This is a genomic window from Kribbella lupini, from assembly GCF_039529595.1.
Lineage (GTDB): Bacteria > Actinomycetota > Actinomycetes > Propionibacteriales > Kribbellaceae > Kribbella > Kribbella lupini.
On record NZ_BAAANC010000005.1, the window covers coordinates 1 to 24,617 of the forward strand.

The window sequence follows — 24,617 nt, forward strand, 5'->3', positions numbered from 1 at the left end:
CTGGAAGTTAAGCCCTTCAGCGCCGATGGTACTGCGACCGGGAGGTCGTGGGAGAGTAGGACGTCGCCGGACATTCACACTGTTAAGGGCCACCCCATTCGGGGTGGCCCTTAACATTTCTCCCACCAACTTCAGTATTTCGAGCGGTCGGCCCACGGGCCGGCCGCTTCTGTGCGTTCAGAGATCTCGCAACACGCTCTTGTGTCGGCTCGTCAGACAGGCAGACAGGCACGCTCGCCTCACGTATTGTCGGCCCTCGTCAGGCCGTCACGCCGCGCTCTCGTCGGCCCTCCTCAGACTGTCCCCGCCGCACCCTGCACCGACTGCCGCACCTGTCATCGCCATCCGGACGAAGGTCGCGTGGGGTGTGCTCTGTCGCGGCTACCGGCTCATGAGCTCGTGTGCGGACTGCTCCGGGTGGAAGCTTTCGCCCGCCTGACTCGAGCTGATCGACGGTACGGCGACGGTCGACCAGCTGAGCGGCGGCCAGTTCGAGCAGTTCGGCGACGCCGGCTGTGGCTGCGGTTGGGTCTGCCCGGTTGGCGTAGATCGGGCTCAGCTAGTCGGCGGCGAGTGGGTTCAACAGGGTGCCGCGGAGCGCGCGGCATTCGGCCTGGCGCGGGCTGTGCGAGCCGCGGTGCGCGCGGCATTTGGCCTGGCGCGGGCTGTGAGAGCGCGGGGCGCCCGGTGTTGGCCAGCCAGGCGTCGTACGGCGGATGACCGCGAGTGCGGTCGGGGTGTGCGGTGTTGGCTGAGACTGGTCACTCGTGGTCGTTCGATGGAGACTGAGCTCTTGCTGACGTGAACGGCTGTCCGGCGGTGTCGGTATCTTGTGGACAGCCGAGGGCTGTCCCCTGCGACCTGGCGACTTGGCGACCTGGCGGGACGTGGTGTTGCGGTTGAGTGCCGAGGGGTTCACGGAACTGCGGTTGGTCGCACCGGCCTCGGTTCACTTCGCGATCAGGTGGTCGGCCTTTGCGTAGCCGCTGGTGGGCAGGAGCAGCCCTTGTTTGCTCGATGGTTAGTGTTCCCGCTGGGTGACCTCGGCGGAGAGGCTGCCCGCTGCCGCACTTGGTGAGCGTAGGGCGGGGTGGGACGAGGTGCTGCTTGCCCCGTTGGAATCCTAGGAAGAGTTACGTCGCTGGGCGGGATGGGCCGACGACGTGGTGCTGACGACGGAGTACAGCTCGGCGGGACGTCGCTGAGTCGCCGCGGATGCCGCTGGTTCGGCGGTGGCGAGCAGGCTCTGGCCGTGGTCGTCGATGGGTTCGAGCGCGGTGATTGGGCGGCTTCGTGCCGAGGAGGGTACGGGGAAGACCTGAGGGCGGCCCGGTGGAGGCCGCTCGGTGGGGTCAGAGGTCTTCTGGGGTTATTCCTACCAGGGCTGCGGCGGCGCAGATGTGGACTGGGGAGAGGTCTATGGGGGCTACGGGGGCCTGGAGGAGGGTGCCTCGTTCGAACGGAGTGAGGTCGATGTCGATGCCGTGGGCGCCGGCGATCATGCCTCGGACGTAGGTCAGCCAGCCCATGGTGGGGATGCCGCGGCGGAAGAGGCCGGCGGCGGTTGCTAGTTCGGTGTCGGCGATGCTGGCCCACTCGGGTTCCCAGATCGTGACGACGGCTCGGAGGACCTGGGCGAAGCGCTCGGACTGGATGAGGGCGTCTTCGTCGCTCCAGTGCAGGGTCAGCTGGTCGGACGCGGTGGTCAGGGTGCTGCCCATGGAGAGGTCGAAGAGCCAGGGGAGTTCGCCGGTGCTCTGGAGGTGGAGCCGGGTGGTGCTGGAACCGTTGGAGAGGACCTTCGTGGTGGCCTCGACCATCTCCTCGAGGGGAGTGGTGCCGTCGGCTTCCAGTACGTGGTAGCCCCAGCGCTCGTCCTGGGTCCAGGCGTGGACGTCGGGGAAGGCCACGGCGACTGCGGTGAGTGTTCGGCCGACGCGGACTGCGCGCTGCTCGACGGACTCGTCACGGTGCGGCCATTGGGCGCGCAGGAGCCAGGATGCCATTCACGCCCTCCGATCGATTACCGGCTGGAGTTGCCCCACGGACGGTACGCCGCGTGATGACGGGTTGGCCAGATGTGAGCGGTGGAAGCGGGCGACATCCCCGTTCAGCAGACGCATCACAGGTCTAGTGTGGCCGATCGGTGGGGTGGACCAGACCACCGGGGTACCTATTCCGCAGTATCCCGCTCTAACTTGCGCTGTTTGTGGAGTGAGGGTGCCACTGGGCGTTCGCGGCGATGCGGCCGGGAAGGTCGCGGGGGTTGGGGCCGCTTCGGCCGGAAAGAGTACAAGTAGTTGGAGCCTGGGGGTGGTGGGGGAGCCGGCTGGGATTACGGGGTGGTGGGGGAGCCTGCTGGGGACTACGGGGTGTCGAGGGTCGGGGCGGGGAGGTCGAGGGTGGGGGCCGGGCCTCGGTAGGAGTCGAGCCAAGAGCGGAGGAGTTCCACTCGGGCGGCGTACTCTTCGTTGCCCTTGACGACGGGGGCCTGGTTGTACGGCATCGTGTCGGAGCTTCGGCGGAGTTTGACGTACAGGCGGGACGACGCGAGGGCGTAGCGTTCCATGTCGTCCTGGAGGGCGCCGATGACGGTGATGTTGCGGTCTCGGCCGATCTGTTCGAAGAGGGCTACTGCCTCGCGGCGGTGCTGGGAGCCGAGGTTGCGGCCCAGTTCGTCGAGGATGAGGAGCAGGGGGCGGTCGCTGCCGCCGGCCAGGGCTGCGGCGCAGACGAGCTTGACCGCCTTCTCGTCCATCTGGGCGGTGTTGCCCTTGACGTTGAAGGCGGAGTACGGGCCACCTTCGGAGCGGCGCCACTTGGGGGTGACGGTCCAGCGCCAGGGCTTGTCGGGCTCGGACGGCGGGTCGGGTTCGGGGAACTCGAGCTTCGCGCCGTAGCCGCCGTACTCCTGGTCGAGGCGGTCGAACTCGTTCGAGACGAGTCGCAGGCGCGACTTGATGCCATCGGCAAGCGACGCGCGGTGGGCGCGGGCGGTGCTCTCGGCCTCGCCGAGGCCTTCGCGGGCGCGTTCGAGGGCGGCGTTGCGCTCGGCGCGCTGGCTGGCGATCTGCTGTTGCTGCAGGCTGTCGAAGGTCTCGTGCTGGGCGAGGTGGCTCGCCAGCGTGCGCTGCAGCGCGGGGACCAGGCCGACGCGGGTGCCGAGGGTGCCGGTCGACCAGCCGTCGGGGCCGTTCAGGATCTCCCACAGTTCGCTGGGGATCTCCTCGCGGGAGCGCGCGTTCGGGAAGCAGCGGCGGATGACGTCGTCGAGCTGCGTCGAGGTCTGGTGGTTCCAGTCGGCCGTCGTACGGCGCTGGGTGTCGGCCGGGAGGGCCAGCAGGAACTCGGACGCCTCGTCCGCGGTACCGCCCCAGGCCGCCGTACGGGAGACGAGGTCGAGGCCGGTCTGCTCCTCGAGCAGGACCAGGCGGCGGCCGCGGAGGTCGTCGAGCAGGCGGTCGTGCTCGCGGCGGGTGGCCTCGAGGTTCTTCAGGCGTTCGTCGCGGACCAGCTGCTGGCCGGCGGCCGCTTCCGCGGACTCCTTCGCGGCCTGGAGTTGGGGAGCGAGGGCGTCGCGATCGGTTTCGTGGCGGTCGTTCTCCTCGCGCAGCGCGAGCATCTGCTCCTGCAGGTCGGAGGCCGTGCCGAGGGCGCGGGCGGCCGCCGTACGGCGCTCGGCTTGCTGGACGCGGGACCGGGCCTGCTCCAGCGCTGCGGATGCGGCGGCGCGTGCCTCGACGGCGGCTTCGACGCGGCGGCGGGCCGCCTCGATGCGGGCGGTGCGGCCGGTGATCGGCTCGTCGTGCTGGCCGACCGAGATGACCCCGGCGGGGTCGTCGATCAGCTCCTTGCTGGCGCGTGCGGCGAGCGTGGAGAAGAAGGTGTCGAGCGAGAAACGCGGGTCCGCTGAGGTCGGGCCGTTGGCGCCCGACTTGCGGGCCTTCGCCGCCGAGCCGGCGGCCTTGGCGGAGGCTGCGCTCTTGTCCGAGGATGTGGAGCCGTCGCCGGGGCGGTTGGCGAGGACGAGGAGGAAGCCTGGGTAGCCGGCGTCTGCGAGAGCCGAGGCAGCCAGCGTCGCGTCGTCGGCGTCGACGACGACGGCTTCGCTGTACGGCGCGAGGCGCGGCTCCCATTCGGCGCGGTCGCCCGCGGGGAGGTCGGTGATGTCGGTGAGGGCACCGCAGGCGATGCCGGCGTTCTCCAGGATCTGCTGCTGCGGAGCAGAGACGGTCTGCCCGCTCTCGGCTTCGCGGAGGTCGGCTGTCGCCTGGTCGACGGCGAGCCGGGCGGCGTGGTCGCGGCCGATGTGCTCTTCCAGTACGGCGCGCGCTTCGTCCTGCTCGGTGAGCGCGACGTCCAGTTCGCGCCCGTCGGCCGAGCGGCCGGCGTCGACGAGCCGGCGGTGCTCCTGCCCGAGGCGCTCGAGCTGCTCGCGGACCGAACGCTGCGCCAGGTCCAGTTCGCGGTCTCGGGCGTCGAGCTTGTCGCGCTCTTGGCGCGTCAGCTGTACGTCGCGGAGGAGGTTCTCCTCGCTGCCGAAGGCGTCGATCTCGGTGTCGACCGCCTCCCGGCGGGCTTCCTGCTCGGCGACGCGCTCGTCTAAAGCGGCGAGCTCATGCAGGATCTCGCTGTTGCGGGCGTCGCCGTCGACCAGGTGCCGCGCGCAGCGAGCGAGCCAGGACTCCTTCGCGGCAGCCAAAGCAGAGCGGGCCGCGGCGCGCTGGAGGATGCCGGCCTCGACCGTGGCCATCTCCTGCTCCCAGCGCTGCAGGTCGGCGGCCGCTTGCTTGGTCGCCTCGCGCTGGGTGTGCTCGGCGGAGCGGTGAGCCTGCTCCTGCTCGAGCTCGTGATCGAGGCCGGTGAGGGTGGCGATCGCGTTGAAGATACGGGCCGGGCCGAGCTCGTTGAGGGGCTCGGCGAGCAGGTTCGCGGTCGGGCTGGAGCGGACCGACGTCGACAGGAACGAGACGCAGCGCACCTGGCCGCCGTACAGGACCTGGGAGAGCTTGTTCGCGTGGTAGTCGGTGCGGCCGTTGGAGTGGGGGAGTGCTGCCCAGAGAGCGTCGGCGCCGGCGGCGCGTTCGGACTCGGTGGCGCCGTACGGGACGTGCAGGCCGTTCTTCCAGCGGAGGTCGAGGTACGACGCCTTGCGGTTGATCCGGATCCAGACGGTGATCGCGGCGGCCTCGATCTCGGCGAGGTCGGTGAGGTCGGGGTCGGAGAAGACGCCGACGATGTAGCCGCGGTCGACGTTCGACCAGTTGCCCTCCTGGCCGGCTGCTTCCGCGGTGAACAGCAGCTCGGCCGCGCCGGGCGCGCCGCTCGTCAGGCGCCACTGGTCGTCGGCGTGGAGCAGGGACAGCGCGGCGATCCAGGAGGACTTGCCGGCGCCGTTGGAGTCGACCGGACCTTGGCCGGCGACGGTGACGAGGCCTTGGCCCACCATCGGGATGGGGTGGGTCGAGAGGCGGGAGAGGTCGACGACCTGGACGCCGAGCAGCACCTTCGAGCCGAGGATGTCGAAGGCGCCGTCGGACGGGCTGTCGGCGGTACGACGAGTGGCCTTGGGCTTCGCGTCCTTGCTTGCCGAGCTGTCTGCAGGCGTCAGATCCGCCGATTTGGAGGCATCGGGCGTGCCCGCCTCGGAGCCGGTCGTCGGCCGCTCGGGGGCGGTTGCCTCGGAGCCGGTGGTCGAGCCCTTGGGCGCCTTGGAGGTGGTCGAGGCCTTGGGTGTGGAGCTCGTGGTCGGGCCCTCGGGGGCGTTGTCCTGCTTGCCCTCGGATGCTGCTGGGCTCATGCCGCTCCCTCGTCTTCGGTGATGCCTTTGCGCGCGCGGATGGCCTCCGCGATCGGGCTGGCCGGTGCGGCCGCGAGGATCAACTGGTCCTGCAGGCGGCGGCGGGCGGCCGGGGTGAGTCGTTGGAGCTGCGGGCCGGGGATGTAGCTCGGCCCGCCGGAGTGGTCGCCGGAGAGTTGGATCAGCCCGGCCGCGCGGAGTCGTTGCAGGGCGAGGCGTCGTTCCTCGCCGCTGATCTTGGTCGTACGCAGCTCGTCGACCGTGGTCGGTCGCGCCGACTTCCAGCTGTCGCCGGTGAGGATGCCTTCGCTGCGAGGGATCGCGACCGAGTGCACGAGGACCAGGACCAGTACGGCGCGGTCGACGGCGGACAGCGGCTGCCAGCCCTGCGCGGTGAGGGTCGCGGCGACGTCGTCGGCGTACCCGGAGGTCCAGTGCGTGCCGTCGACCTTGACCAGCACCCGGCCGATCAGCGTCAGCATCTTCTGGACCTGGCGGCGCAGCGTGACGTCGCGCAGGCCGGGGAGTTGGACCTCGGCAACCGGGTTCGCGGCGTACTGGACGGCGCTGAACGCCGCGAGCACCTCGTCGCGTGAACGGTCGCTGAGATCGCGCAGGATCGGGTCGAAGAGGGCGTGCTGCTCAGCCATCGGAGTCCTCCGAGGGCGCCGGGTCGATCGGACCGTCGGGGGAGTCCTCCGACGGCAGCGGGTCTGCCGGCACCTCCGGCTTGCGCTCAACCAGTACGGCGGCCGGCGGGTCCGGAAGGACTCGGCAGATCTCCCGCAGCGTGGCGAGATCCGAAGGACCCCAGGTGACAGTCCGAGGCCCCAGCCGAACTTCGCCGACCTTCTCGTCCCACAGCAGCCAGTGGGTGGAGTGCAGCCGCCGAAGGCTTCCGATGATCAACGTGAGATCGCTCGACTGCTCAGGCCGCCCGCGCATCCCCGCGTAGACCGCCTTGATCTGGGTCAGAGTGCCAACAACGCCTGGCCAAGCAGAGGAATCCCGCTCCACCCAGCAGCAAGCCACGCAGATCGACAGCACCCGCGCCGTCTCGTTCGGCATCTCGACCGCGACCGGCGGCGAACCGAGCTCCTCCAGTACGCCGTGCCCAGCACCGTCCGGCAACGTGGGCAGCATCCACACACCCGACCCGTCCGGCTCCACCGCACGCGCCAGCCCAGCGACCGCAGGCGTGTCCACCGGGACCTTCAACGCCCCGCCCGACTGCACCTTCGCCCACCACAACGCGTTGTAGACGCGCCCGTTCTCCACAACCTCCGACGAAGATGTCATCGCGTCACCCGCCGGAACGAACCCTCGGTAGCCCACGGCGTCCCCGCCGATGGATCGATCCGCATCCCGTCCGACCACACCAGCTCGTAGTCCAGCTCGTCGTGCAGGTGCGCCGCCGTCAGCTCGGCCAAGACCCGCCGAGCGGTCACCCAGTCCCCGGCGTCATCGACAACGGAAACGATGCTCACGCTGTCCCGCCCGGCCAGCACCCGCTCGGCCTCGGCGCGCAGATCCTCCCGGTCGGTCGCCGCCGCGGACTCCGGCGCCTCGGTCTCCGCCGAGGGCCGTGGCGGCGCCATCCGTGCCGTGCCGGTCCGGCGGCCGGTCTCGACCGCCTCCAGCATCGTCTCGGGCGAGAAGTCCGGCGCGGCCGCGTCGAACAGCAGCCCATCCAGTACGCCGGCCAACACCTCGGTGTCACTCCCACGTGTGAACGACAGCCAGGTCTCGATCGGCAGCAACCCCAGCGCCCGCGTCGTACCGGCCCGTTCCACCAGCCGACCCGCGGCGAGCTGGACCGCGTCCGCGTACGCCGCGAGCGCCATCCGCAGCTGGGTGCAGTCGCGGTGCAGCGTCGGCCAGCGCTCGAGCACGATCCGGTGCACCTTCTCGGCCTGCTCGATCAGCCGCTCGTTGCCCCACGCGAGCTGCGCGTTCTCGCGGAGCTGGGCCGTCGTACTGGTCGAGACCAGGATGGCCAGCTCGTTCCCCAGCAGGCGGAAGACCTTGGTCAGCCGCAGGATGGACGCCTGGCCCTCGTCCTCGGTGGCGCGCGGGTCGCTGACGCTGTGCGCCTCGAGGGTCAGCAGCTGGTGCAGCTCGCCCTGACCGCCTTGCACGGACATCCGGCGCAGGAACATCAGCATCACGTACGGCGCGAACGCCGCGCGGTGACGCAGCTCGTTCGGCCGGTCGACGAGTTTGGTGATGGCGCCGTACTGCCGCAGCACCTCGAAGCGGCGGACCACCAGGTCGTGCGGGAACGAGCGGCAGGCCTGCGTCGCCTGCTCGACGGTCATCCCGTCGCTGCCGGCCTCGGCGAACGCGTCCAGGATCGCCTGGTCGACGTCGAGCAGCTCCGGGTCGACGATCATCGCCCCGGCCTCGCGGGCGAGCACGGCGAACACCTGCCGGTAGACCCGCAGGACCGCGGCTTCCGCCTCGGCGTCCAGCAAAGTGGCGTCCATCGCACCTCCTCCCGTCGGCCACCGCCCCGAATCCGGCGACCAGACAAGGGACTCTAGCGACCAGGACCCACAGACCGAAAACCGACCGACCGGCATCCTGTGGACAACTCCGGCACGACTACGCCGAGCGCGGCGCCGCCGTCGATTCCCGCGTGATCAGCCTCCTTGCCCGGGAGGACGGCTGCACGCTCAGCGGCGGCCGGTCGACTCGGGCTTCTGAACCTGCAGCACTCACCAACCCCCGTGGGCGAGGGCCGATCCAGTCGGCTCACGCTCACGGGGCCGCGGGGCGAGGTGGTTGGTGAGTGGTGCAGGTCCGGGCCGGGTGCTCACACCCGGGTCCGGCCCGGGAGAATGGGCCGGTCGCCGTACCGAGGGAGATGTGACGTGACGTTCGTGCCGGGTGAAGTGGTCGCGCCGGGGGATCCGCGGATCCTGCTGGAGGGGCAGTGGGGGCACCAGCCGGGGCTGGCCGTCACCGTGAACTCCGGCTCGCGGCTGTCGTTCGGGTTCAGCGGGACCGGGTTGCAGGTGCTGTTCGACACCGCCGGCCTGGAGGTCGCGCCGCACCTGTGGGTCACCGTCGACGACGGCGAGCCGACGCTGCACCTGATCGAGCAGCCGGTGCTCGAGCTGACCGTTGACGACGGCCGGCACACGGTCGAGCTCGTGGTGAAGGACGTCAACGAGTTCGTCAACCGGTGGGAGCCGCCGTTCGCCTGCGCGGTGAGCTTCGCCGGGTTGATCCTGAACGACAAGACGACGCTGCGGCTCGGCGCACAGCCCGGCGGTCCGCGGTTCGAGTTCTACGGCGACTCGATCACCCAGGGCGTCCGTGCGCTCAGCGAGGATCCCGAGTCGGCAGGCGCTGACGGGACCAAGGCCTTCGCGTACCTGACCGCTCGCGCGTTCGGCGCCACGTCGTACCAGGTGGGTTTCGGTCGGCAGGGCGTCGTCAAGCCGGGCAACGGCGGTGTCCCCGCCGGGCCGGAGTCCTTCGGCTGGAACTTCGCCGGCTCCCGCGCGCTCCGGATCGCCGCGCCCGACCTGGTCGTGCTCAACCTCGGCGTGAACGACGACACGCTCACGCCCGAGCAGTACGCCGAGTACGTGCGGGTCGTCCGGACGGCGTACCCGAGCAGCACGATCGTTGCCGTGAGCCCGTTCAGCGGCAAGTACGCCGCGGAGATCGAGACCGGCGTGAAGTCGCTCGACGACCCGGCGGTCCACTACGTGCCGACCACCGGCTGGATCACCGAGGCCGACTGCACCGACGGTCTGCACCCGTCGGTCGCCGGTCACGCCAAGATCGCCGACCGGCTGATCCCGGTGCTGCAGGAGATCACGGGCCTGCGGCTACGCTGAGGTATGGCGGACTACGCAACGATCGACGAGTACCTGGCCGCGCTGCCCGCGGACGTGCGGCCGGTGGTCGAGCGGATCCGGCAGACCTTGCACGACGCCGTACCGGACGCGGGCGAGAAGATCGCGTACCAGATGCCGACGCTCACGCTGGACGGGAAGTCGCTGGTCCACTTCAGCGGCTGGAAGCAGCACATCTCGCTGTACCCGGTGCCGCCGGTCGACGACGAGCTCGCGGCGGCGATCGCGCCGTACGTCGCGGGCAAGGGCACGCTGAAGTTCCCGCTCAGCCGGCCGATCCCGTACGACCTGATCGCCCGGCTCGCGAAGGCGTACGTCGACTCACGGTAGCGGCGATGCAGGCGCGGTTGGCTGCACGAGGTCCCGCGGATCCGCCGCAGGAGGACCGGCAAGCGTCCAGTCGCCGAAGTGCTCGGTGAACAGGTACCACAGCCCGTCGCGCCCGAGCCGCAGCTGCCGCCGCCCCGACGTCACCCGGTTCTTGTCGACCCGCGGCGCATCGGCCCACGCCGGGCCTCGGCTCGCGCCGGCCAGTCGGCCGCCGTCGTTGTCGAGCGCCGCCAACGCCGCCTCGCCCTCGGCCAGCGCGCCGGGCTCCGGCGTGAACGACTCGGCAGCGACCGCCAGCCCACTCGGCCCGGCCTCTCGCCACGCGACTGCCCAGTTCGTGAGCTTCCGCGACGACACCCCGGCCCGGTGCGCGAGATCGGCAAGCGCCGACCGGCCGAGCACCTCAGCGGCCCGCCGGGCCAGATCCTGCTCGAAGGTCAGCGACAACCCGCCGTCCCCGATGGCCAGCTCCCACGCGCGCCGCGCGGCGTCGGTCGCCAGCGTGACCAGATCCGAGCCCTCGACGCCCGACGACCGAGGCGGCGCCAGCGCGAGCACCGCGGCAGGCACGCCCGGCTGTCCACCAGGCCGCAGTGGCGTCGGCACAGGACCCAGCTCTGTGGCGAAAGCCTTCCGGGCCAGTACGCCGATTGGCTTCACCTTCACGGTGCTCGGCGCGGTCTTCCGCCGTGCCCGCAGCGCGTCGAGCAACTCGTCCCGCCGCCGCCCGCGCAGCAGCATCAACGCGAACGGATCGTCGTCCAGCGCATCCGCGATCAGATAACAGACCGCCGCCGCATGCTTGCACGGCACGGCGAAGTCGGGGCAGTTGCAAGCAGTCCGCACCTCACCCGCGCCCGGCAACAGATCCAGCCCAGCAGCCTGTACGTCGTCCACGAGCTCCGGCGGCAGCTCGCCGTCCAGCAGCGCGGCGACCCGCCCGATCTGCGCCGACACGATGTCGAGCACCGCGTCCCACTCGGCATCGGTGAACGCCCGGATATTCACCGTCACCCCGTACGGCGTGACGCGGCTGCCCTGCACCTCGGCGCGTACGACGCCCGGGTCGACCGTCAGCTCCAGCACGCTGCCGCGCCGCGCGTACGACCGCCCTCGACCGAGCCGGTTCGGATCGAGCCGCGCCCGCTGCTCCAGCGCCTCCAGCCAGGCCTTGCCCCACCACGTCGTACCGAACGGCCGCCGTGCACCCGGTCCCTTGACCGCGGGAAGGCCGGCGTTCTCGCCACCACCTCGCCAGCCGCGCCAGGGTGCGCGGTCCTCCGGCGTCATGGCGTTTTCCCAACGGCAGAAGGGTTGTGGGCACTCGCCGCGCCCGCCTTCACCGGCGCGGTCGACAGCTCGACCAGCTCCGTCAGTTCGGTGTCGGACAGCTCGCTCAGCCACGCCTCGCCCGAGCCGACCACCGCATCCGCGAGATCCCGCTTCGCCGCGATGACCGTCGCGATCCGGTCCTCGAGCGTGTTCTCCGTGACGAGGCGATGCACCTGTACCGGCTGGTCCTGGCCGATCCGGTACGCACGATCCGTCGCCTGGTCCTCGACCGCCGGGTTCCACCAGCGGTCGTAGTGCACGACGTGCGTCGCCTTCGTCAGCGTCAGCCCGACGCCGCCCGCCTTGAGCGACAGCAGGAACACCTGCTGCTCACCGGCCTGGAACTGCTCGACCATCTGCTCGCGCCGCCGGACGCCGATGCCGCCGTGCAGGAACAGCGACCCGATCTGGCGCGACGCGAGGTGCGCCTCGATCAGCCGGCCCATTTCGACGTACTGGCTGAAGATCAGCACCGACTCGCCCTCGGCGAGGATCACGTCGAGCAGTTCGTCCAAAGCCGCGAGCTTGCCGGATCGCCGGGGGAGTGGACCGGGCTCGTGCAGGAACTGCGCGGGGTGGTTGCAAACCTGCTTGAGCTGCGTGAGCAGGCTGAGCACGAGGCCGCGCCGCTCGATGCCCTTCGCCTGCTCGATTCTCGCGAGCGTCTCCCGCGCGACGGCCTGGTACAGCGTGGCCTGCTCGGTCGTCAGCGGTACGACGACGTCGTGCTCGGTCTTCGGCGGCAGCTCGGGCGCGATCCCCGGATCGATCTTGCGCCGCCGCAACAGGAACGGCCTGGTCACTCGTGCGAGCCGGGCAGTCGCCTCGGCGTCGTGGTACCGCTCGACCGGTACGGCGAGGCTCTGGCGGAACCGCTCCAGCGTGCCGAGCAGACCGGGTGCGGCCCAGTCCAGGATCGACCACAGCTCGGACAACCGGTTCTCCACCGGCGTACCGGTCAGGGCGATTCTGGTTGCCCCAGGCAACGTCCGGAGTGCGCGGGCGGTCCGGGAGAGCGGGTTCTTCGCGTGCTGGGCCTCGTCGGCGACGACCAGGCCCCACCGGATCTCGCCGAGCACGCGATGGTCCTGCCGGACCACGCCGTACGTCGTCAGCACGACCTCGTCCTCGCCGAGGTCGCTCAAGGAGCGTGCCCCACCGTGATACCGGCGTACGGCGACGTCGGGGGCGAACTTGGCGAACTCGCGCTCCCAGGTCCCGAGCAGCGTTGACGGGCAGACCACCAGCGTCGGCCCACGGCCGCGCCCGGACAGGTGGAGATGCAGGGCGATCACCTGGATCGTCTTGCCCAGGCCCATGTCGTCGGCGAGGCAGCCGCCGAGCCCCAACTCCGCAAGCTGAGCCATCCAGGCGACACCCCGGCGCTGGTAGTCCCGCAGCGTCGCGTGCAGCCCAGCGGGCTCGACGAACGGCTCTGGCTCTTCGGCGGCGGACTCGTCAGGCGCTCGGTTGGCTCCTGGGCCGGTGCGCAGCCGGCCGACCATCGTCTCCAGCGAACCGCTCGGCTCGAACGCGACCAGCTCGCCGTCCACCTCGACCCGGCCGGTCAATGCCGCGGCCAGTGCTTCCGCGCCGGTCAGCTTGCGCGACGTACCCCTGCGGAGCTTGCGGACCAGGTCCTGGTCGATGCGCACCCAGCGGCCGCGCATCCGGATCATCGGACGCTTCGCCTCGGCCAGCGCGGTGATCTCCTGCTCGGTCAGCTCCGACCCGTCGAGTGTCGGCCGCCACTTGAACGCCAGCAGGTCGTGCAGGGTGAAGTCCGGTCCACTGACCGCTGCGGGAGTAGGCGTGGCCTGCACCGAGCCACGCACGGCCAGCTCTCCAGCGAACAGCTCAGCCGGCCAGAGCACCTCGATGCCCGCGCCGTCGAGCGCCGTACTGTCTGCGGCCAGGTCATCCAGCGCGTCGTCGTCGATGGTGATCTCAGCTGGTGCCGCGTCCTCCAACGCCGCCTTCAGTGGCGGCCAGACCCGGCCACCTCTGCGCAAGGCCAGCAGCAGGTCCGTCTCGGCCCGCTCACCCAGTGCGGCCAGTACGGCGGGAGGTGCGCTCCACACGTCGGCCACGTCGACCAGCAGGCTCGGATCGACTCCACTGCGCAGCTGCAGCACGGCGCGGAAGTCCTCCAGGTGCTCCGGCGGCTCGATCCGCAGTACCAGCCGTGCACCGGCCTCCTCCGCCAGTGCGGTTTCGCTCAGCCAGTCGGTCGGACCGGTCAGCTCGCGCGGCTCGACCTCAGCGAACGCAGCCGCCCCGAGCCGCACGGCGACCGCTGCCGCGGGAGTCCTCGTCAGCGTGTCGGCCAGCGCGTCCCAGAAGGCCCGCACCAGCTCGTCGGCGCCGACCAGTCGCAGAGGCTTCGACCCTTCGACGGGCAGCGCGTGCCCGTACGCCGGCATCGCGCTCGCGAGGTTCTTCAGCCAGCCCCGATCCATCGGATCCAGCGGAGCCACCCGCCAGGCGCCGTACCCGGACGGGGTCACGTCGGGGACGATGCGCCCCCGCCCGATCAGCCCGAACCCGGCCCAGAGTGCAGCCGCCCACGCCCGGCGACTCGCGCTCCCGCCTGCGCCGCCGCTCCCGCCCGCGCTGTCGTTCCAGCTCCCGCTCTCGTCCCCGCCTGCGCCGCCGTTCCAGCTCCCGCTCTCGTCCCCGCCTGCGCCGCCGTTCCAGCTCCCGCCCGCGTCCCCGCCCGCGCCGCCGTTCCAGCTCGCGCTCCCGGTGCTCACCTCGTCGGCGCTCAGGTACTCGATCGCTTCCTCGATCGTCAGCAGCTTCGCCGGCACCATCACCCGCCGTACGCGCTCACCCCGCGGCTGCACCAGCTCGATCCGCTCGTCGGCGGCCACGCCTTCGCCGTACAGCGCGAGCCGGCCCGCGCGCGGCGGGTCGGCGGGCAGGAAGACGACCTCGACCACGCACCGCAGGGTACGCGGCCGCACCGACAGTTTGACCTCAACCACAGTTCAGGTAGCACTGTGGCGGCATGACAACGACCATGCGCGCAGCAGTGGTGACCGCCTTCGGCGACGCCGACGTGATCGAGATCCAGCACCTGCCCACCCCGACGCCCGGCCCCGGCGAGGTTCTCGTCGATGTCCAGCTCACCGACCTGATCTTCGTCGAGACCGCGATCCGCGCCGGTCTGCACGGCGGCTTCTTCGACGTCACGCCGCCGTACGTCCCCGGCAGCTCGTTCGGCGGCGTCGTTCGCACGGTCGGAGACGGCGTCAGCGCCGACTGGATCGGCAAGACCGTCACCGGCCGGACCGCCTCCTTCGGCGCCCACGCCGAACAGGTTGTCGCGCCCGCGGAGAGCCTGCTCGAAGTCCCGGACGGGCTCACCCTCGAAACCGCGGTGGCGGTCTCCGGCGACGGCTACACCGCCCTGATGCTCGAAGAGCTCGCCACCGACCTCACCGGCAAGCACGTCCTGATCACTGCGGCCGCCGGAGGCATGGGCATCCTTCTCGTCCAGCTCGCCCACCGGGCCAGCGCCCACGTCATCGCCGCCGCCCGCGGCCAGGCCAAGCTCGACCTCGTGAAGGCCCACCACGCCGACGTCGTGATCGACTACGGCCAACCGGGCTGGGAGAAACTGGTGCTGGAGGCAACCAACGGCGCCGGCGCCGACATCACCTTCGAAGGTGCCGGCGGGACGCTCGGCGCCACGGCGTTCACGGTCGCCGCCGACCACAGCTGGTTCTCCGCCCACGGTGCTCCGAGCGGCGGCTTCGCGGCGTACGACGAAGCCGACGCCGAACGCCGGGGCATCACGGTCAAGGGTATCCGCGACCTCCGCGTCGACACCGCCACGACCACGGTCACCGCGGCCCAGGTCCTCGCCCGAGCAGCCCAAGGCGATCTCGTCCCGGTCATCGATCGCCTCTACCCGCTGGACCAACTGGCCGAAGCACACCGAGCCATGACGGCGCGCGAGCTCGTCGGCAAGGCCCTGATCCGCATCCGTTAGCCGATCGGCACAACGGGAACCGGGTCGGTGAGGAGGTCCGAACCGATGACTGTCGAACTCAACAAGAAGGCCCTCGACCACGCCAAGCACCTGATCAAGCAGGGTCAGCTCCAGCGCGACGAGCGGGACGACTGGAGCGAGCACGCGCCCAGCGCCGACCAGGAGAACGACTACCTCGACAAGCACGGCTGGGACGACTACGCCCAGTGGTACCTCGGTGTCGACTCGTCGATGGGCGAGGAGACCAAGGGCCGGTACAAGTTCCCGTACGGCGACTTCCGGCGGGTGCACCGCTGCGGGGTGATCAGCGCCGAGTCCCGCGCGGCCCAGCAGAGCTACGACGACATCACCAAGGCCGTCGCCGAGCTGCACAAGCTACTGGACGGAGATCACGCTTAGGTGAGCGTGCGTTAGCCGTACGGTTCAGGCGGGCACCATTTGGGTGGGAGGTCCGCCGATGACCACACCTGTCTTCAGCCCCGGACGTCGACGGCGTGCAGAGACACGCCGTCGACGGTGGTCAGTTGTCGATCGGGTGGTGGTCGACCGGCGGGATCGGGCGGGCGGAGACGATCTGGTTGCGGCCGCCGCGCTTGGCGGTCAGCAGGGCGTTGTCGGCGGCCAGGATGAGCTGGTCCATGGTGCCGGCGACGTCGGGGTAGACAGCGGCACCGAACGACGCCGGGACCCCGCTGATGATCGCGGTCCGGTTGACACCCGTCTCCACCGAGACGGACAAGGCGCTGAGCCGGTCACGGATCCGCTCGGCGACCTCCAGCACCTCCAGCTCCGAAGCGCCGGGCAGCAGCACGGCGAGCTCGTCACCGCCGACGCGAGCGACCAGGTCGCCCTGCCGCACCTCGGCGCGCACGCTCTCGCCGACGGCCCGCAGCGCCCGGTCGCCGGCCGGGTGCCCGTAGGTGTCGTTGATCTCCTTGAACTTGTCCAGGTCGAGCATCAGCAGACCGACGCTGCTGCGCAGCGACTCGGCCCGGGCCAGCTCGAGCGGCACGGCGTTCGCCCAGTACGACGGCGTGGCCAGGCCGGTCTTCACGTCGACGCCGGCAGCCCGCTGGTACTGCGGCAGCAGCAGGTCGCGGTGCAGGGCAAGCACGGTCACCATCAGGACCGGGACGACCCACGGGTACGACGTCTGGACCGCGGCGATCGCGATGCCCAGGCCGAGACCCGCGCAGATCACCAGCTGGTGCGACAGCTCACCCAGTGCGTCCCGGGCGGTCGCCTCAGGAGAGGAGAGCAGGATCGCGCCGATCACGAGCGCGTAGTTGACCAGCCACCAGGTCGCGGCGGCGGCCAGGACGACCAGCAGCGACCAGAAGTCGGTCGGCAGCCGGGGCTCGTCGACCAGTCCACCGGCCCGCAGCACCGCGGCGGCCGCGCCGCTGGCCAGCACGTAGGTGGCGGCCGAGAAGATCTTGCGGTGGGCAATGGTCCGCCCGTAGACCCGGAACCAGGAGTACAGGTACGAGGTCACCACCAGCGGGATCACCAGCGACAGCGGGAGCAGCAGCAGGCTGGCGAAGACCCACAGGCACTTCAGGTTCGTGTGCGGCGAGGTGTTGGCGGCCAGCTCCCGGCGCCGCTCGATCCCTCGCGCGGACTCCAGGTGCAGTGTCGAGGCCACGGCGAGGACGGCGAACGCCGTCCACTCGGCCTTGCTGATGGGTCCACCGAGCAGCGAACTGCGCGCGGCCAAGGCCGTGATGGCGACGGCGACGACGTCGACGACGATCACGTAACCCAATGCCGCAGGCGGCAGCGACCAGAGCTTCCATTGCCGGGGTGGCACCCAACTGCTCCGACCGATCAGAATCATCATGAGCCTCACACTGTTAGCTCTGAACGGTTATGTGTTCATCGTAACGGTCTGTTCACTTCAGGTCACCCCCACCCCCGGGGGTAATCCTCAAACGTCTGTTTTCAGAAGGGTCGAGAATCATGGCTAAGACGACGCGCGGCACGGGTCACGGCAACGACTGGTTCGTCGGTGGAAACGACTGGTTCCAGGGCGGAAACGACTGGTTCGCCGGTGGTAACGACTGGTTCACCGGTGGTAACGACTGGCTCGTCGGCGGCGGCAACGACTGGTTCGCCGGAAATGTCCGCACGGGCGGCAACGACTGGTAACGGTCGGTAAATCTTTACTGCCCTCTTACATTCCTGCCCGGTGTTTCCGAACCGGTTTTTCGAAATCACCCTCACCGCGATTCCGCGGCGCCGGTCGCAGCCCGGTGGGCGCGTGCCCAGGCAGCGCCCGCCGCGACCGCGGCGAGAGTGCCGAGGGCGCCCATCACGGCCAGGGCGAGCGGAGTGCCCAGAGGTTCCGCAAGCACGCCCGCGAGCAGGATGCCGAGGCCCTGACTGCTCTTCAAAGCAGTGCTGGCCACACCGAAGGCCTGCCCCCTTTGGTGGTCCGGTACAGCCTGGACGAAGGCGGCGCTCGTGGGCAGGTGGTAGGCCGACGCGAGCCCCGACAACGCCCACAACCCGACGGTGGGCAGCAGGCCGGGCTCGAAGGCGCACAGGACCAGCGGGAGACATGCTCCTGCCGCCAGCGGCCCGATCAGCTTCATCCGGCGCTCAGGTGGCAGCAGGGTGATCAGCCACATGCCCAGCACGGCTCCAGCCGGGCTGGCCGCCAGCAGGAGGCCGGCGGCCTCCTTGCCGTGGCCGATGTCGTCGGCGTACGGGACTGCGAGGCCTTCGACGGTGACGTAGAAGCCGGCGATGGTCGCCAGCGCGACCAGGGCGCGCAGCTTCGGCGTACGGAGGACCAGTGAGGTACCGGCGGCCAGGTCGCTGAAGTAGCTGCGGCGTGGCTCGTCTGCACCCCCGTCCTGGACAGGAGCCGGCCGCCGTCGTACGCCGAACGCGATCAGGGCCGCGGACAGCAGGAACGTGCCGGAGTCCAGCAGCAGCCCTCCGGAGACGCCGACGGCGACCACGATCACGCCACCGGTGCCGAAGCCGAGCACCTGGCTGAACTGGACCACCATGTCGTTGGCGGCCTTGCCGAGGACGTAGTGGTCGCCGGGCAGCACCACGGGCAGTGTCGCGGCGCGGGCAGCGTTGAACGGCGAGCCGAACGCCTGCAGAGCCAGCAGCAGCAGGATGACGGTCCACAGAGGCAGTGCCTCGATGGCCATCAGGGCGACCACCACAGCCCGGGCCAGGTCCGTGACGATCATCACCTGGCGACGGGGGTACCGATCGGCGAATCCGGCCAGCAGGGGTCCGAACAACAGGTCCGGAACGTAGGTCAGGGCGTAGGTGAGAGCGGTCAGTCCGGCCGACGCGGTGCGCTCGTAGACGAGCACCGAAAGAGCCACGCGCGCCAGCTGGTCACCGGCGACGGACAGGACGCCGGCCAGGAACAGCGCCCGGAACTCCGTCTGCCCGAACACGTCACGCCAGCGCGCACGCTCGACCCCCACCCCACCAACCATGCAGAGACCTTAACCACAATCAGTGCTGCCACACCTGCCCGCTGTGACGGCAGGGGAATCCCTTCGGCGTGACCTTTCTGACACCACGCCTGGATCAAGGGTTTGCTCGCGGCGAATCAGTGCCACTTCACCGGCCCGGGTGTCGATGCGCTTGTCCGGGCCCTCTATCCTGGAGTCCTTCGGTACCGGGGTCTGGGCGGGGCGGCCCCGACCCTGGTACCGGAGTCTTCTCCCCGGGTCGAGCTCGGCTCCCCGGCTCTCGAAAACTGTCGGCGGTGGACGGTAGCGTTCTTCGTGCCAGGGGCGGCTCCTGGACGTGCTTCCTTCTCCTTTCCAAGGCCTAGTAGCGCGTCCGCTCTCCGCCCCTGGCGCTGCTTTCCTTCGCCCACTGCCGGGAGGTTCGATGCCGGACGCGCTCGCCGCGGTGCTGCTGCGCCGCCGACGACTGGTCGACGGCGGCCGCCTCACCCCGCCGGTCCGGCGATCCGCCTGGCAGTGGCTGAAGCGTCCGCTGACCACGCAGGCCGGCCTGGGCGCACTGCAGGCCGACCTGATCCAGCGCGGCTTCCTGATGTCCGTCGCGCTCTACCGGTACGCCGCCGGCCTCAACCCGCTGGCCCTGACCGGCTTCGGACGGGACCTGCTCGCTCTGCTCGACCAGGAGTCCGGCGCGGACGCCCAGCACGTCCCGCTGTTCCGCGGCTTCCCGGAGAGCGTGCCCGGGAACACGGAGACCTTGTACGTCAACCGCGTCTTCGCCCGCCTCCTGCAGGAGCCGGAGCAGCCGTGCGTGCTCTGCGGCGAGGTCGGCAAGGTGCACCCTGTCTCACCGTGCGCGCATCTGGTCTGCCGATCGTGCTGGGACGGCTCCGATTTCAGCGCCTGCCCGCTGTGCCTGCGGCGGATCGACCCGGACGACCCGTTCCTCGAGCCGTCCTTCGACGATGTGTCGGCAGTTCCTGTCGATGGCGACCGGCTCCGCCTGCTCGCTCTGGCGCCGCTCGATGCCGCCCGGACGACGGCAGCCGAGCTGCTCGCGCGCCGATCGCCCTTGTCCGTGGTCGATCGCGCCGACCTCGCCGTACTCGTGCAGGACGCCGACCTCGGTTGGCTTCCGCCGATCATCCCGGTCCGCGAAACCCGCGCGGTCGTCGTCGCCCACCTCATGCAGCAACACCCATCGGTGATCGACCAGCTCGAGACCGCCACCGACGCCCTCCGCCTGCTCTACGTCCTGATGGACGCCGATCCCGGCCTGCGCACTCCACCGGTACGCCGCCGCTCGCTCCCGCGCGCCGTCCGCCGCGCGATCCTGTCCCGCCTCGACCGCGTGCCGCTGGAAGCGCTCGTCGAAGACCTCCACCGCCACGAACGCGCCTGGAAGCGTCTCGCCGAGAACCTGCATCCCTTTGAGTACGCGATTAGCTACCCGTCAGCCGCGACGGCGTTCGCGGTGATCCGCCGTACGACGCTCGACCCGGCAACGCCGGCCCATCGCGCCGTACTGTCCGAGGTCGCGCAGCACCCTTGGATCCGGCTGGAGCATCCTCCTGCCTCGGTCGCCGGGTCCGCCGGGTCCGCCGGGTCCGCCGGGTCCGCGGCGCCCGCCGGCGTGCGGCTTGCGACCAACACCTTTGCCAGCCGCGTCGAGGGAGCGTTCGCCGCCGGCCGACCTGTTGCTGCCTTGGACTTGTTACGCCAGCGTCCGGGCGAGCTCGTCCGTCGGCTCGTCCACCTCGCGCGCGTGCTGCCGCCCGACGCGCACGGCGTACTGGTGGAGGCTCTCGGCACCGCCGTCTCCGACGTCTCGCCCGTCGTCCTGACCGCCGCCCTCGGCCAGATCCGCACGCCGCCAGGCGATCTGCGCCTGTTCTTCCCCCGCGGCGGCACCACCAAGGTGTGGACCACCGTCGACGAACGCGACCCGCTGCCGGCCCCGCTCGCGCACGCCCTGGCCGGCCTGCTGGTCGCCGAACTGTTGCGCAGGGCAAGCGCTTTGCCGCGCCTGCGCCGCGCCTTCCTCGACGAGGACCTCAACCTGCTCGCCGCCCCGGGCAGCGAACGCGGCACCTCGTCGACGCTGCTGCGGATGACCCGGGGGAGTGCCCAGCCGATCCCGGTCGACGACGAGCTGCGGCTGTTCCTGCACTGGCAGGAGCCGTCGCATCAGCGCGTCGACCTCGACCTGTCCGTCGCGGTCTTCGACACCGAGTGGCGCTTCGTCGGCCTCTGCGACTACACCCGCCTGCGCTTCGACCAGGACGCGCTGGTCCACTCCGGCGACCTCACCTCCGCGCCCGGTCCACTCGGCGCGACCGAGTTCGTCGACCTCGACCTCACCGCCGTACGCCGAGTCGGCGGCCGATACCTGCTGCCCGTGGTCTTCAGCTACAACAACGTCTCCTTCGACCGCCTCCAACGCGGCTTCGCCGGCGTGATGCGCCGCCCGTCCGGCCTGTTCGACCCGACCGCCGTCGAGGACCGTTTCGACCTCACCGGCCCGGCGAAGATCCTGATGCCGTTCGGCGTCGACCTGCACACCAAGGAACTGCGCTGGTACGACGTCAACCTCAGCGCCGCCGGGTACGGCCACAGCATCGCCAAGTACGCCGGCCGGCTCGCCCTGATGTCAGCCGCCCTCGAAGAAGTCCACGGTTCCGGCGACCGCGTCTCCCTCTGGGAGATCGCCTGCTGGCACGCCGCCGCCCGCACCGACGAGGTAGTCGTCCGCTGCGCCGACGGCTCCGTCGTCGGCTACGTCCGCACCCCCGACGAGGACACCACCACCTTCGCCCACCGCCTCACCACCCGCCGCGAACCCGACCGCATCTGGGACACCGACGCCGCCCACCGCGCCGACTTCGTCGCCGTCACCACCGCCGACGACATCACCCCACCCCCAGGCGCTACGGTCTACGCCCTCCACCCGAGGCTGCTCGACCCCACCACCCACAACCTGATCGCAGCCCCGGCCCTGCTGTCCCCACTAACCCCCGACACCAGAGCTCGCCTCAGCACCCACTGAGCGCCTCACCTGTTCGGACCGGAGGGCGCGCTGCAGGACTCTCACCCACCGGCAGCACACCCGCCCCGGCCCCGCTCTAGCGTGCGACCACCGGCGTACGGACCCCGCCGAACGCCACGTGATAGCCGTACCGCTCGGCCGCCGCGGGCGCCACCACCACCCGGTACTGGCCGGTCGTCGCGAGCGACCCGAACCGGAAGGTCCGGCGAGCCCGTTGTTCATCACCGCAGCCCGCTGCCAGGCAACACCCGGCGTACTCCGGTACTGCAACACGATCCGCCGACCGGCCTGCGGCACCGGCCATGCACGGCACCACGCACTCGACGTAGCTCACGGTCCCTTCGATCCGACGGGCCCTGCCCATGTCGCGGCCGCCGTCGTCGCGTGGAGCCGCCGCCAGGTCACCCGGATCTGCTCGTGCGGAACGTCCCCCACTCACCCCGATGCGACGCATCCCGGGAAGGTTGCGGAGTTCACATTCCGGTGACGCGCCGCGGTGCGACGGCGACGGAGTTGCCGGACCGGAGTACAAAGGAAGAGTCGGCGAAGGGAGCCAACCATGACACACGACGTGGTGGTGCTCATCGAACGTGAGATGAGCGAGGGCGACGCCGCAAGGGTCGCCGCCCTGCATGCGAGACACGACGACGCAGTGAACTACCACCTGCTCGTCTCCAGCCATCCGACCGAGGGACTGGCCGGGCCGATGGCTCTGCTCGGGTCCAGTTTCGCCGACGTCGCCGGTCTGTCGGCATCACCGCCGACGAACCGGACCACCACCCTCACCGGCCCGGCGACCGGCAGCACGTCCGCGCCGGCAGCGACCGCGCTCGCTGACCCCCGCGACGACCTCGCCTCGGTGATCGAGCACAGTTCGCGCCGCCTGCGCGGCCGCAACCCCGGCACGGTCAACGTCTCGATCACCCACGGCGAGATTCTGCTCGCCCTGCGCACCCTGGTGAACAGCACCAAGAGCCAGGAAGTGGTCGTCGTCGCCTGGCCCGAGACGGCCGCCCGCTTCGTCTGCTCCGACTGGCCCACCCGAGCCCGCAAGGAGCTCAAGGTCCCCAGAGTCCGCGTAGTGGAACACGACACCTGACCGACCCCGGCTGTACGCCGTACGGCCGGAAGGTCCTTGACACCTGCAAACGCGCGGACGAACCTAGTGAACCGGTTTGCCCGAGGGCGTGGCTCCGGGTCTGTCGCTCGTCGGGCGGCAGACTAGGGGCCCACACCCTCCGACCAGTTCAGGAGTTCTTGCGTGAAGTCCTACTTCAGCCCCGTGGTCGCGCTGCTCGGATCGGCCGCGTTGCTGGCCGTCGCGGCCTGCTCGGCCGGTTCCGGCTCGTCGTCGGGGTCGGGCTCGCCCGGCGCGAACGACTCGCTCGCGATCGGGCTGGTCGCCGAGCCGGCCAGTCTGGACTTCACCACGACCGACGGCGCCGCGATCCCGCAGGCGCTGCTCGGCAACGTCTACAACGGACTGGTCAAGCAGGACGAGACCGGCAAGATCGTGCCGGACCTGGCCAAGTCCTGGAAGGTCTCGGCCGACCGGAAGACGTACGACTTCACGCTGGTCGACAACGCGAAGTTCACCAACGGGCAGGCGTTCACCGCCGACGACGCGGTGTTCAGCATCGACCGGGTGAAGACGGCCTGGACGACCTCGCTGAAGTCCGCGATGGACGTGGTCCAGACCGCGAAGGCGGTCTCGCCGACCGAGCTGCAGGTCACGCTGGCCAAGCCGAGCAACGACTGGCTGTTCCGGATGACGACGCGGATCGGCGCGATGTTCTCCAAGACCGGCGTCGACAAGCTGGCCACCGAGCCGGTCGGCACCGGCCCGTACAAGTTCGGCTCGTGGAAGCGCGGCGACTCGATCGTGCTGCAGCGCAACGACGCCTACTGGGGGACCAAGCCGCACTTCGGCCAGGTCACGCTGAAGTACTTCAAGGACCCGACCGCGCTGAACAACGCGCTGCTCACCGGCACGATCAACGTGATCGGCACGGTCCAGGCGCCGGAGGCGCTGAGCCAGTTCACCAGCAACGACAAGTACCAGGTCATCGAGGGCACCACGAACGGCGAGGTCCTGCTGTCGTTCAACAACTCCCGCGCGCCGCTGTCGGACATCCGCGTCCGCCAGGCCGTCCGCGCCGCGATCGACCACAAGGCGCTGCTCGACACCTGCTGGGCCGGCCGCGGCAAGCTGATCGGCAGCATGGTGCCGCCGACCGACCCCTGGTACGAAGACCTGACCAGCGTCGCGCCGTACGACCTGACCAAGGCGAAGTCGTTGCTGCAGGCAGCGGGGGCCACCGGCAAGACACTTCGGTTGCGCCTGCCAACGTTGCCGTACGCAACCTCCTGCGGCCAGGTGGTGAAGAGCCAGCTGGAGCAGGCCGGGCTGAAGGTGCAGATCGACCAGCTCGAGTTCCCGGCCGCGTGGCTGACCGCCGTACTGAAGAACGCCGACTACGACATGTCGATCATCGCGCACGTCGAGCCGCGCGACCTCGGCGCCGTGTTCAACGCCAAGTACTACACCCGGTACGACGACCCGACGCTGCAGCAGGAACTGGCCGCGGCCGACGCCGGTGACGAGGCGACGCAGGTCAGCGAGATGAAGAAGGCGGCCCGGCGGCTGTCCGAGCAGGCGGCCGCGGACTGGCTGTTCCTGATCCCGAACCTGATGGTCGCCGACAAGGACGTGAAGGGCCTGCCGCAGAACGCGATCACCGAGTCGCTCGACCTGTCCACGCTGTCGCGATGATCCCTGAACCGGCGTCGTTGCCGC

18 protein-coding genes and 1 rRNA gene are annotated in these 24,617 nt (G+C 70.4%); 9 read left to right on the forward strand and 10 right to left on the reverse strand.

The annotated features are described in order from the left end of the window. Window positions 1-72, forward strand: a 5S ribosomal RNA gene (gene rrf, locus ABD235_RS39975); the annotation flags it as partial. A 1,280-nt stretch (window positions 73-1,352) separates the two neighbouring features. Here rrf and ABD235_RS36640 read toward each other — a convergent pair. The 5 genes from ABD235_RS36640 to ABD235_RS36660 form a co-directional block, all read right to left on the reverse strand. Then, window positions 1,353-2,006 (reverse strand): hypothetical protein, encoded by a 654-nt coding sequence (locus tag ABD235_RS36640; protein ID WP_344182723.1) that lies wholly within the window; start codon window positions 2,004-2,006, stop codon window positions 1,353-1,355. A 359-nt stretch (window positions 2,007-2,365) separates the two neighbouring features. Beyond that, on the reverse strand, window positions 2,366-5,800 hold the full coding sequence (locus ABD235_RS36645) for a coiled-coil domain-containing protein (RefSeq protein WP_344182725.1): 3,435 nt from the start codon (window positions 5,798-5,800) through the stop codon (window positions 2,366-2,368). Continuing rightward, window positions 5,797-6,450 (reverse strand): hypothetical protein, encoded by a 654-nt coding sequence (locus tag ABD235_RS36650; RefSeq protein WP_344182727.1) that lies wholly within the window; start codon window positions 6,448-6,450, stop codon window positions 5,797-5,799. The genes ABD235_RS36645 and ABD235_RS36650 overlap by 4 nt, the downstream gene beginning before the upstream one ends. Continuing rightward, window positions 6,443-7,099, reverse strand: a complete 657-nt coding sequence (locus ABD235_RS36655) for a hypothetical protein (protein WP_344182729.1) — start codon at window positions 7,097-7,099, stop codon at window positions 6,443-6,445. Before ABD235_RS36655 ends, ABD235_RS36650 begins: the two co-directional genes overlap by 8 nt. Continuing rightward, a complete protein-coding gene (locus ABD235_RS36660) occupies window positions 7,096-8,286 on the reverse strand; it encodes a hypothetical protein (protein ID WP_344182731.1) in 1,191 nt (396 codons plus the stop codon). Before ABD235_RS36660 ends, ABD235_RS36655 begins: the two co-directional genes overlap by 4 nt. A gap of 387 nt (window positions 8,287-8,673) precedes the next feature. Here ABD235_RS36660 and ABD235_RS36665 point away from each other — a divergent pair, with 387 nt between their 5' ends. Both ABD235_RS36665 and ABD235_RS36670 read left to right on the forward strand, forming a co-directional pair. Continuing rightward, the gene (locus ABD235_RS36665; RefSeq protein WP_344182733.1) at window positions 8,674-9,651 is read left to right on the forward strand and encodes a GDSL-type esterase/lipase family protein; all 978 of its coding nucleotides are present in this window, start codon (window positions 8,674-8,676) and stop codon (window positions 9,649-9,651) included. 3 nt (window positions 9,652-9,654) lie between these two features. Beyond that, entirely contained in the window at window positions 9,655-9,999 is a 345-nt protein-coding gene (locus ABD235_RS36670; protein ID WP_344182735.1) for an iron chaperone, read from the forward strand. Here the strand turns inward: ABD235_RS36670 and ABD235_RS36675 are convergent. Both ABD235_RS36675 and ABD235_RS36680 read right to left on the reverse strand, forming a co-directional pair. Then, entirely contained in the window at window positions 9,991-11,289 is a 1,299-nt protein-coding gene (locus ABD235_RS36675) for an SWIM zinc finger family protein (RefSeq protein ID WP_344182737.1), read from the reverse strand. The genes ABD235_RS36670 and ABD235_RS36675 overlap by 9 nt on opposite strands. Continuing rightward, window positions 11,286-14,273, reverse strand: coding sequence for a DEAD/DEAH box helicase (locus tag ABD235_RS36680; protein ID WP_344182739.1), 2,988 nt, complete (start codon window positions 14,271-14,273; stop codon window positions 11,286-11,288). Before ABD235_RS36680 ends, ABD235_RS36675 begins: the two co-directional genes overlap by 4 nt. Before the next feature lie 68 nt (window positions 14,274-14,341). Here ABD235_RS36680 and ABD235_RS36685 point away from each other — a divergent pair, with 68 nt between their 5' ends. Together ABD235_RS36685 and ABD235_RS36690 are read left to right on the forward strand one after the other, a co-directional pair. Beyond that, window positions 14,342-15,328, forward strand: a complete 987-nt coding sequence (locus ABD235_RS36685; protein WP_344182741.1) for a zinc-binding dehydrogenase — start codon at window positions 14,342-14,344, stop codon at window positions 15,326-15,328. Window positions 15,329-15,373: 45 nt separating this feature from the next. Next, a complete protein-coding gene (locus tag ABD235_RS36690) occupies window positions 15,374-15,727 on the forward strand; it encodes a hypothetical protein (RefSeq protein ID WP_344182743.1) in 354 nt (117 codons plus the stop codon). Between the two features lie 121 nt (window positions 15,728-15,848). Here the strand turns inward: ABD235_RS36690 and ABD235_RS36695 are convergent, their stop codons facing one another. Next, the gene (locus ABD235_RS36695; protein WP_344182745.1) at window positions 15,849-17,168 is read right to left on the reverse strand and encodes a GGDEF domain-containing protein; all 1,320 of its coding nucleotides are present in this window, start codon (window positions 17,166-17,168) and stop codon (window positions 15,849-15,851) included. Between the two features lie 119 nt (window positions 17,169-17,287). Here ABD235_RS36695 and ABD235_RS36700 point away from each other — a divergent pair, with 119 nt between their 5' ends. Continuing rightward, window positions 17,288-17,476, forward strand: coding sequence for a DEAD/DEAH box helicase (locus ABD235_RS36700; protein ID WP_344182747.1), 189 nt, complete (start codon window positions 17,288-17,290; stop codon window positions 17,474-17,476). Between the two features lie 71 nt (window positions 17,477-17,547). Here the strand turns inward: ABD235_RS36700 and ABD235_RS36705 are convergent, their stop codons facing one another. After that, window positions 17,548-18,795 (reverse strand): MFS transporter, encoded by a 1,248-nt coding sequence (locus ABD235_RS36705; protein ID WP_344182749.1) that lies wholly within the window; start codon window positions 18,793-18,795, stop codon window positions 17,548-17,550. 403 nt (window positions 18,796-19,198) lie between these two features. Between ABD235_RS36705 and ABD235_RS36710 the strand changes: the two genes are divergently transcribed. Then, window positions 19,199-21,820, forward strand: a complete 2,622-nt coding sequence (locus ABD235_RS36710) for an MXAN_6230/SCO0854 family RING domain-containing protein (protein ID WP_344182751.1) — start codon at window positions 19,199-19,201, stop codon at window positions 21,818-21,820. 76 nt (window positions 21,821-21,896) lie between these two features. On the opposite strand, the gene ABD235_RS36715 is transcribed toward ABD235_RS36710, so the two are convergent. Further along, window positions 21,897-22,274 (reverse strand): hypothetical protein, encoded by a 378-nt coding sequence (locus tag ABD235_RS36715; RefSeq protein WP_344182753.1) that lies wholly within the window; start codon window positions 22,272-22,274, stop codon window positions 21,897-21,899. A 105-nt stretch (window positions 22,275-22,379) separates the two neighbouring features. Here ABD235_RS36715 and ABD235_RS36720 point away from each other — a divergent pair, with 105 nt between their 5' ends. Beyond that, entirely contained in the window at window positions 22,380-22,919 is a 540-nt protein-coding gene (locus tag ABD235_RS36720; RefSeq protein ID WP_344182755.1) for a hypothetical protein, read from the forward strand. Between the two features lie 162 nt (window positions 22,920-23,081). Then, the gene (locus tag ABD235_RS36725) at window positions 23,082-24,593 is read left to right on the forward strand and encodes an ABC transporter substrate-binding protein (protein ID WP_344182756.1); all 1,512 of its coding nucleotides are present in this window, start codon (window positions 23,082-23,084) and stop codon (window positions 24,591-24,593) included. The last annotated feature ends 24 nt before the right edge of the window (window positions 24,594-24,617 follow it).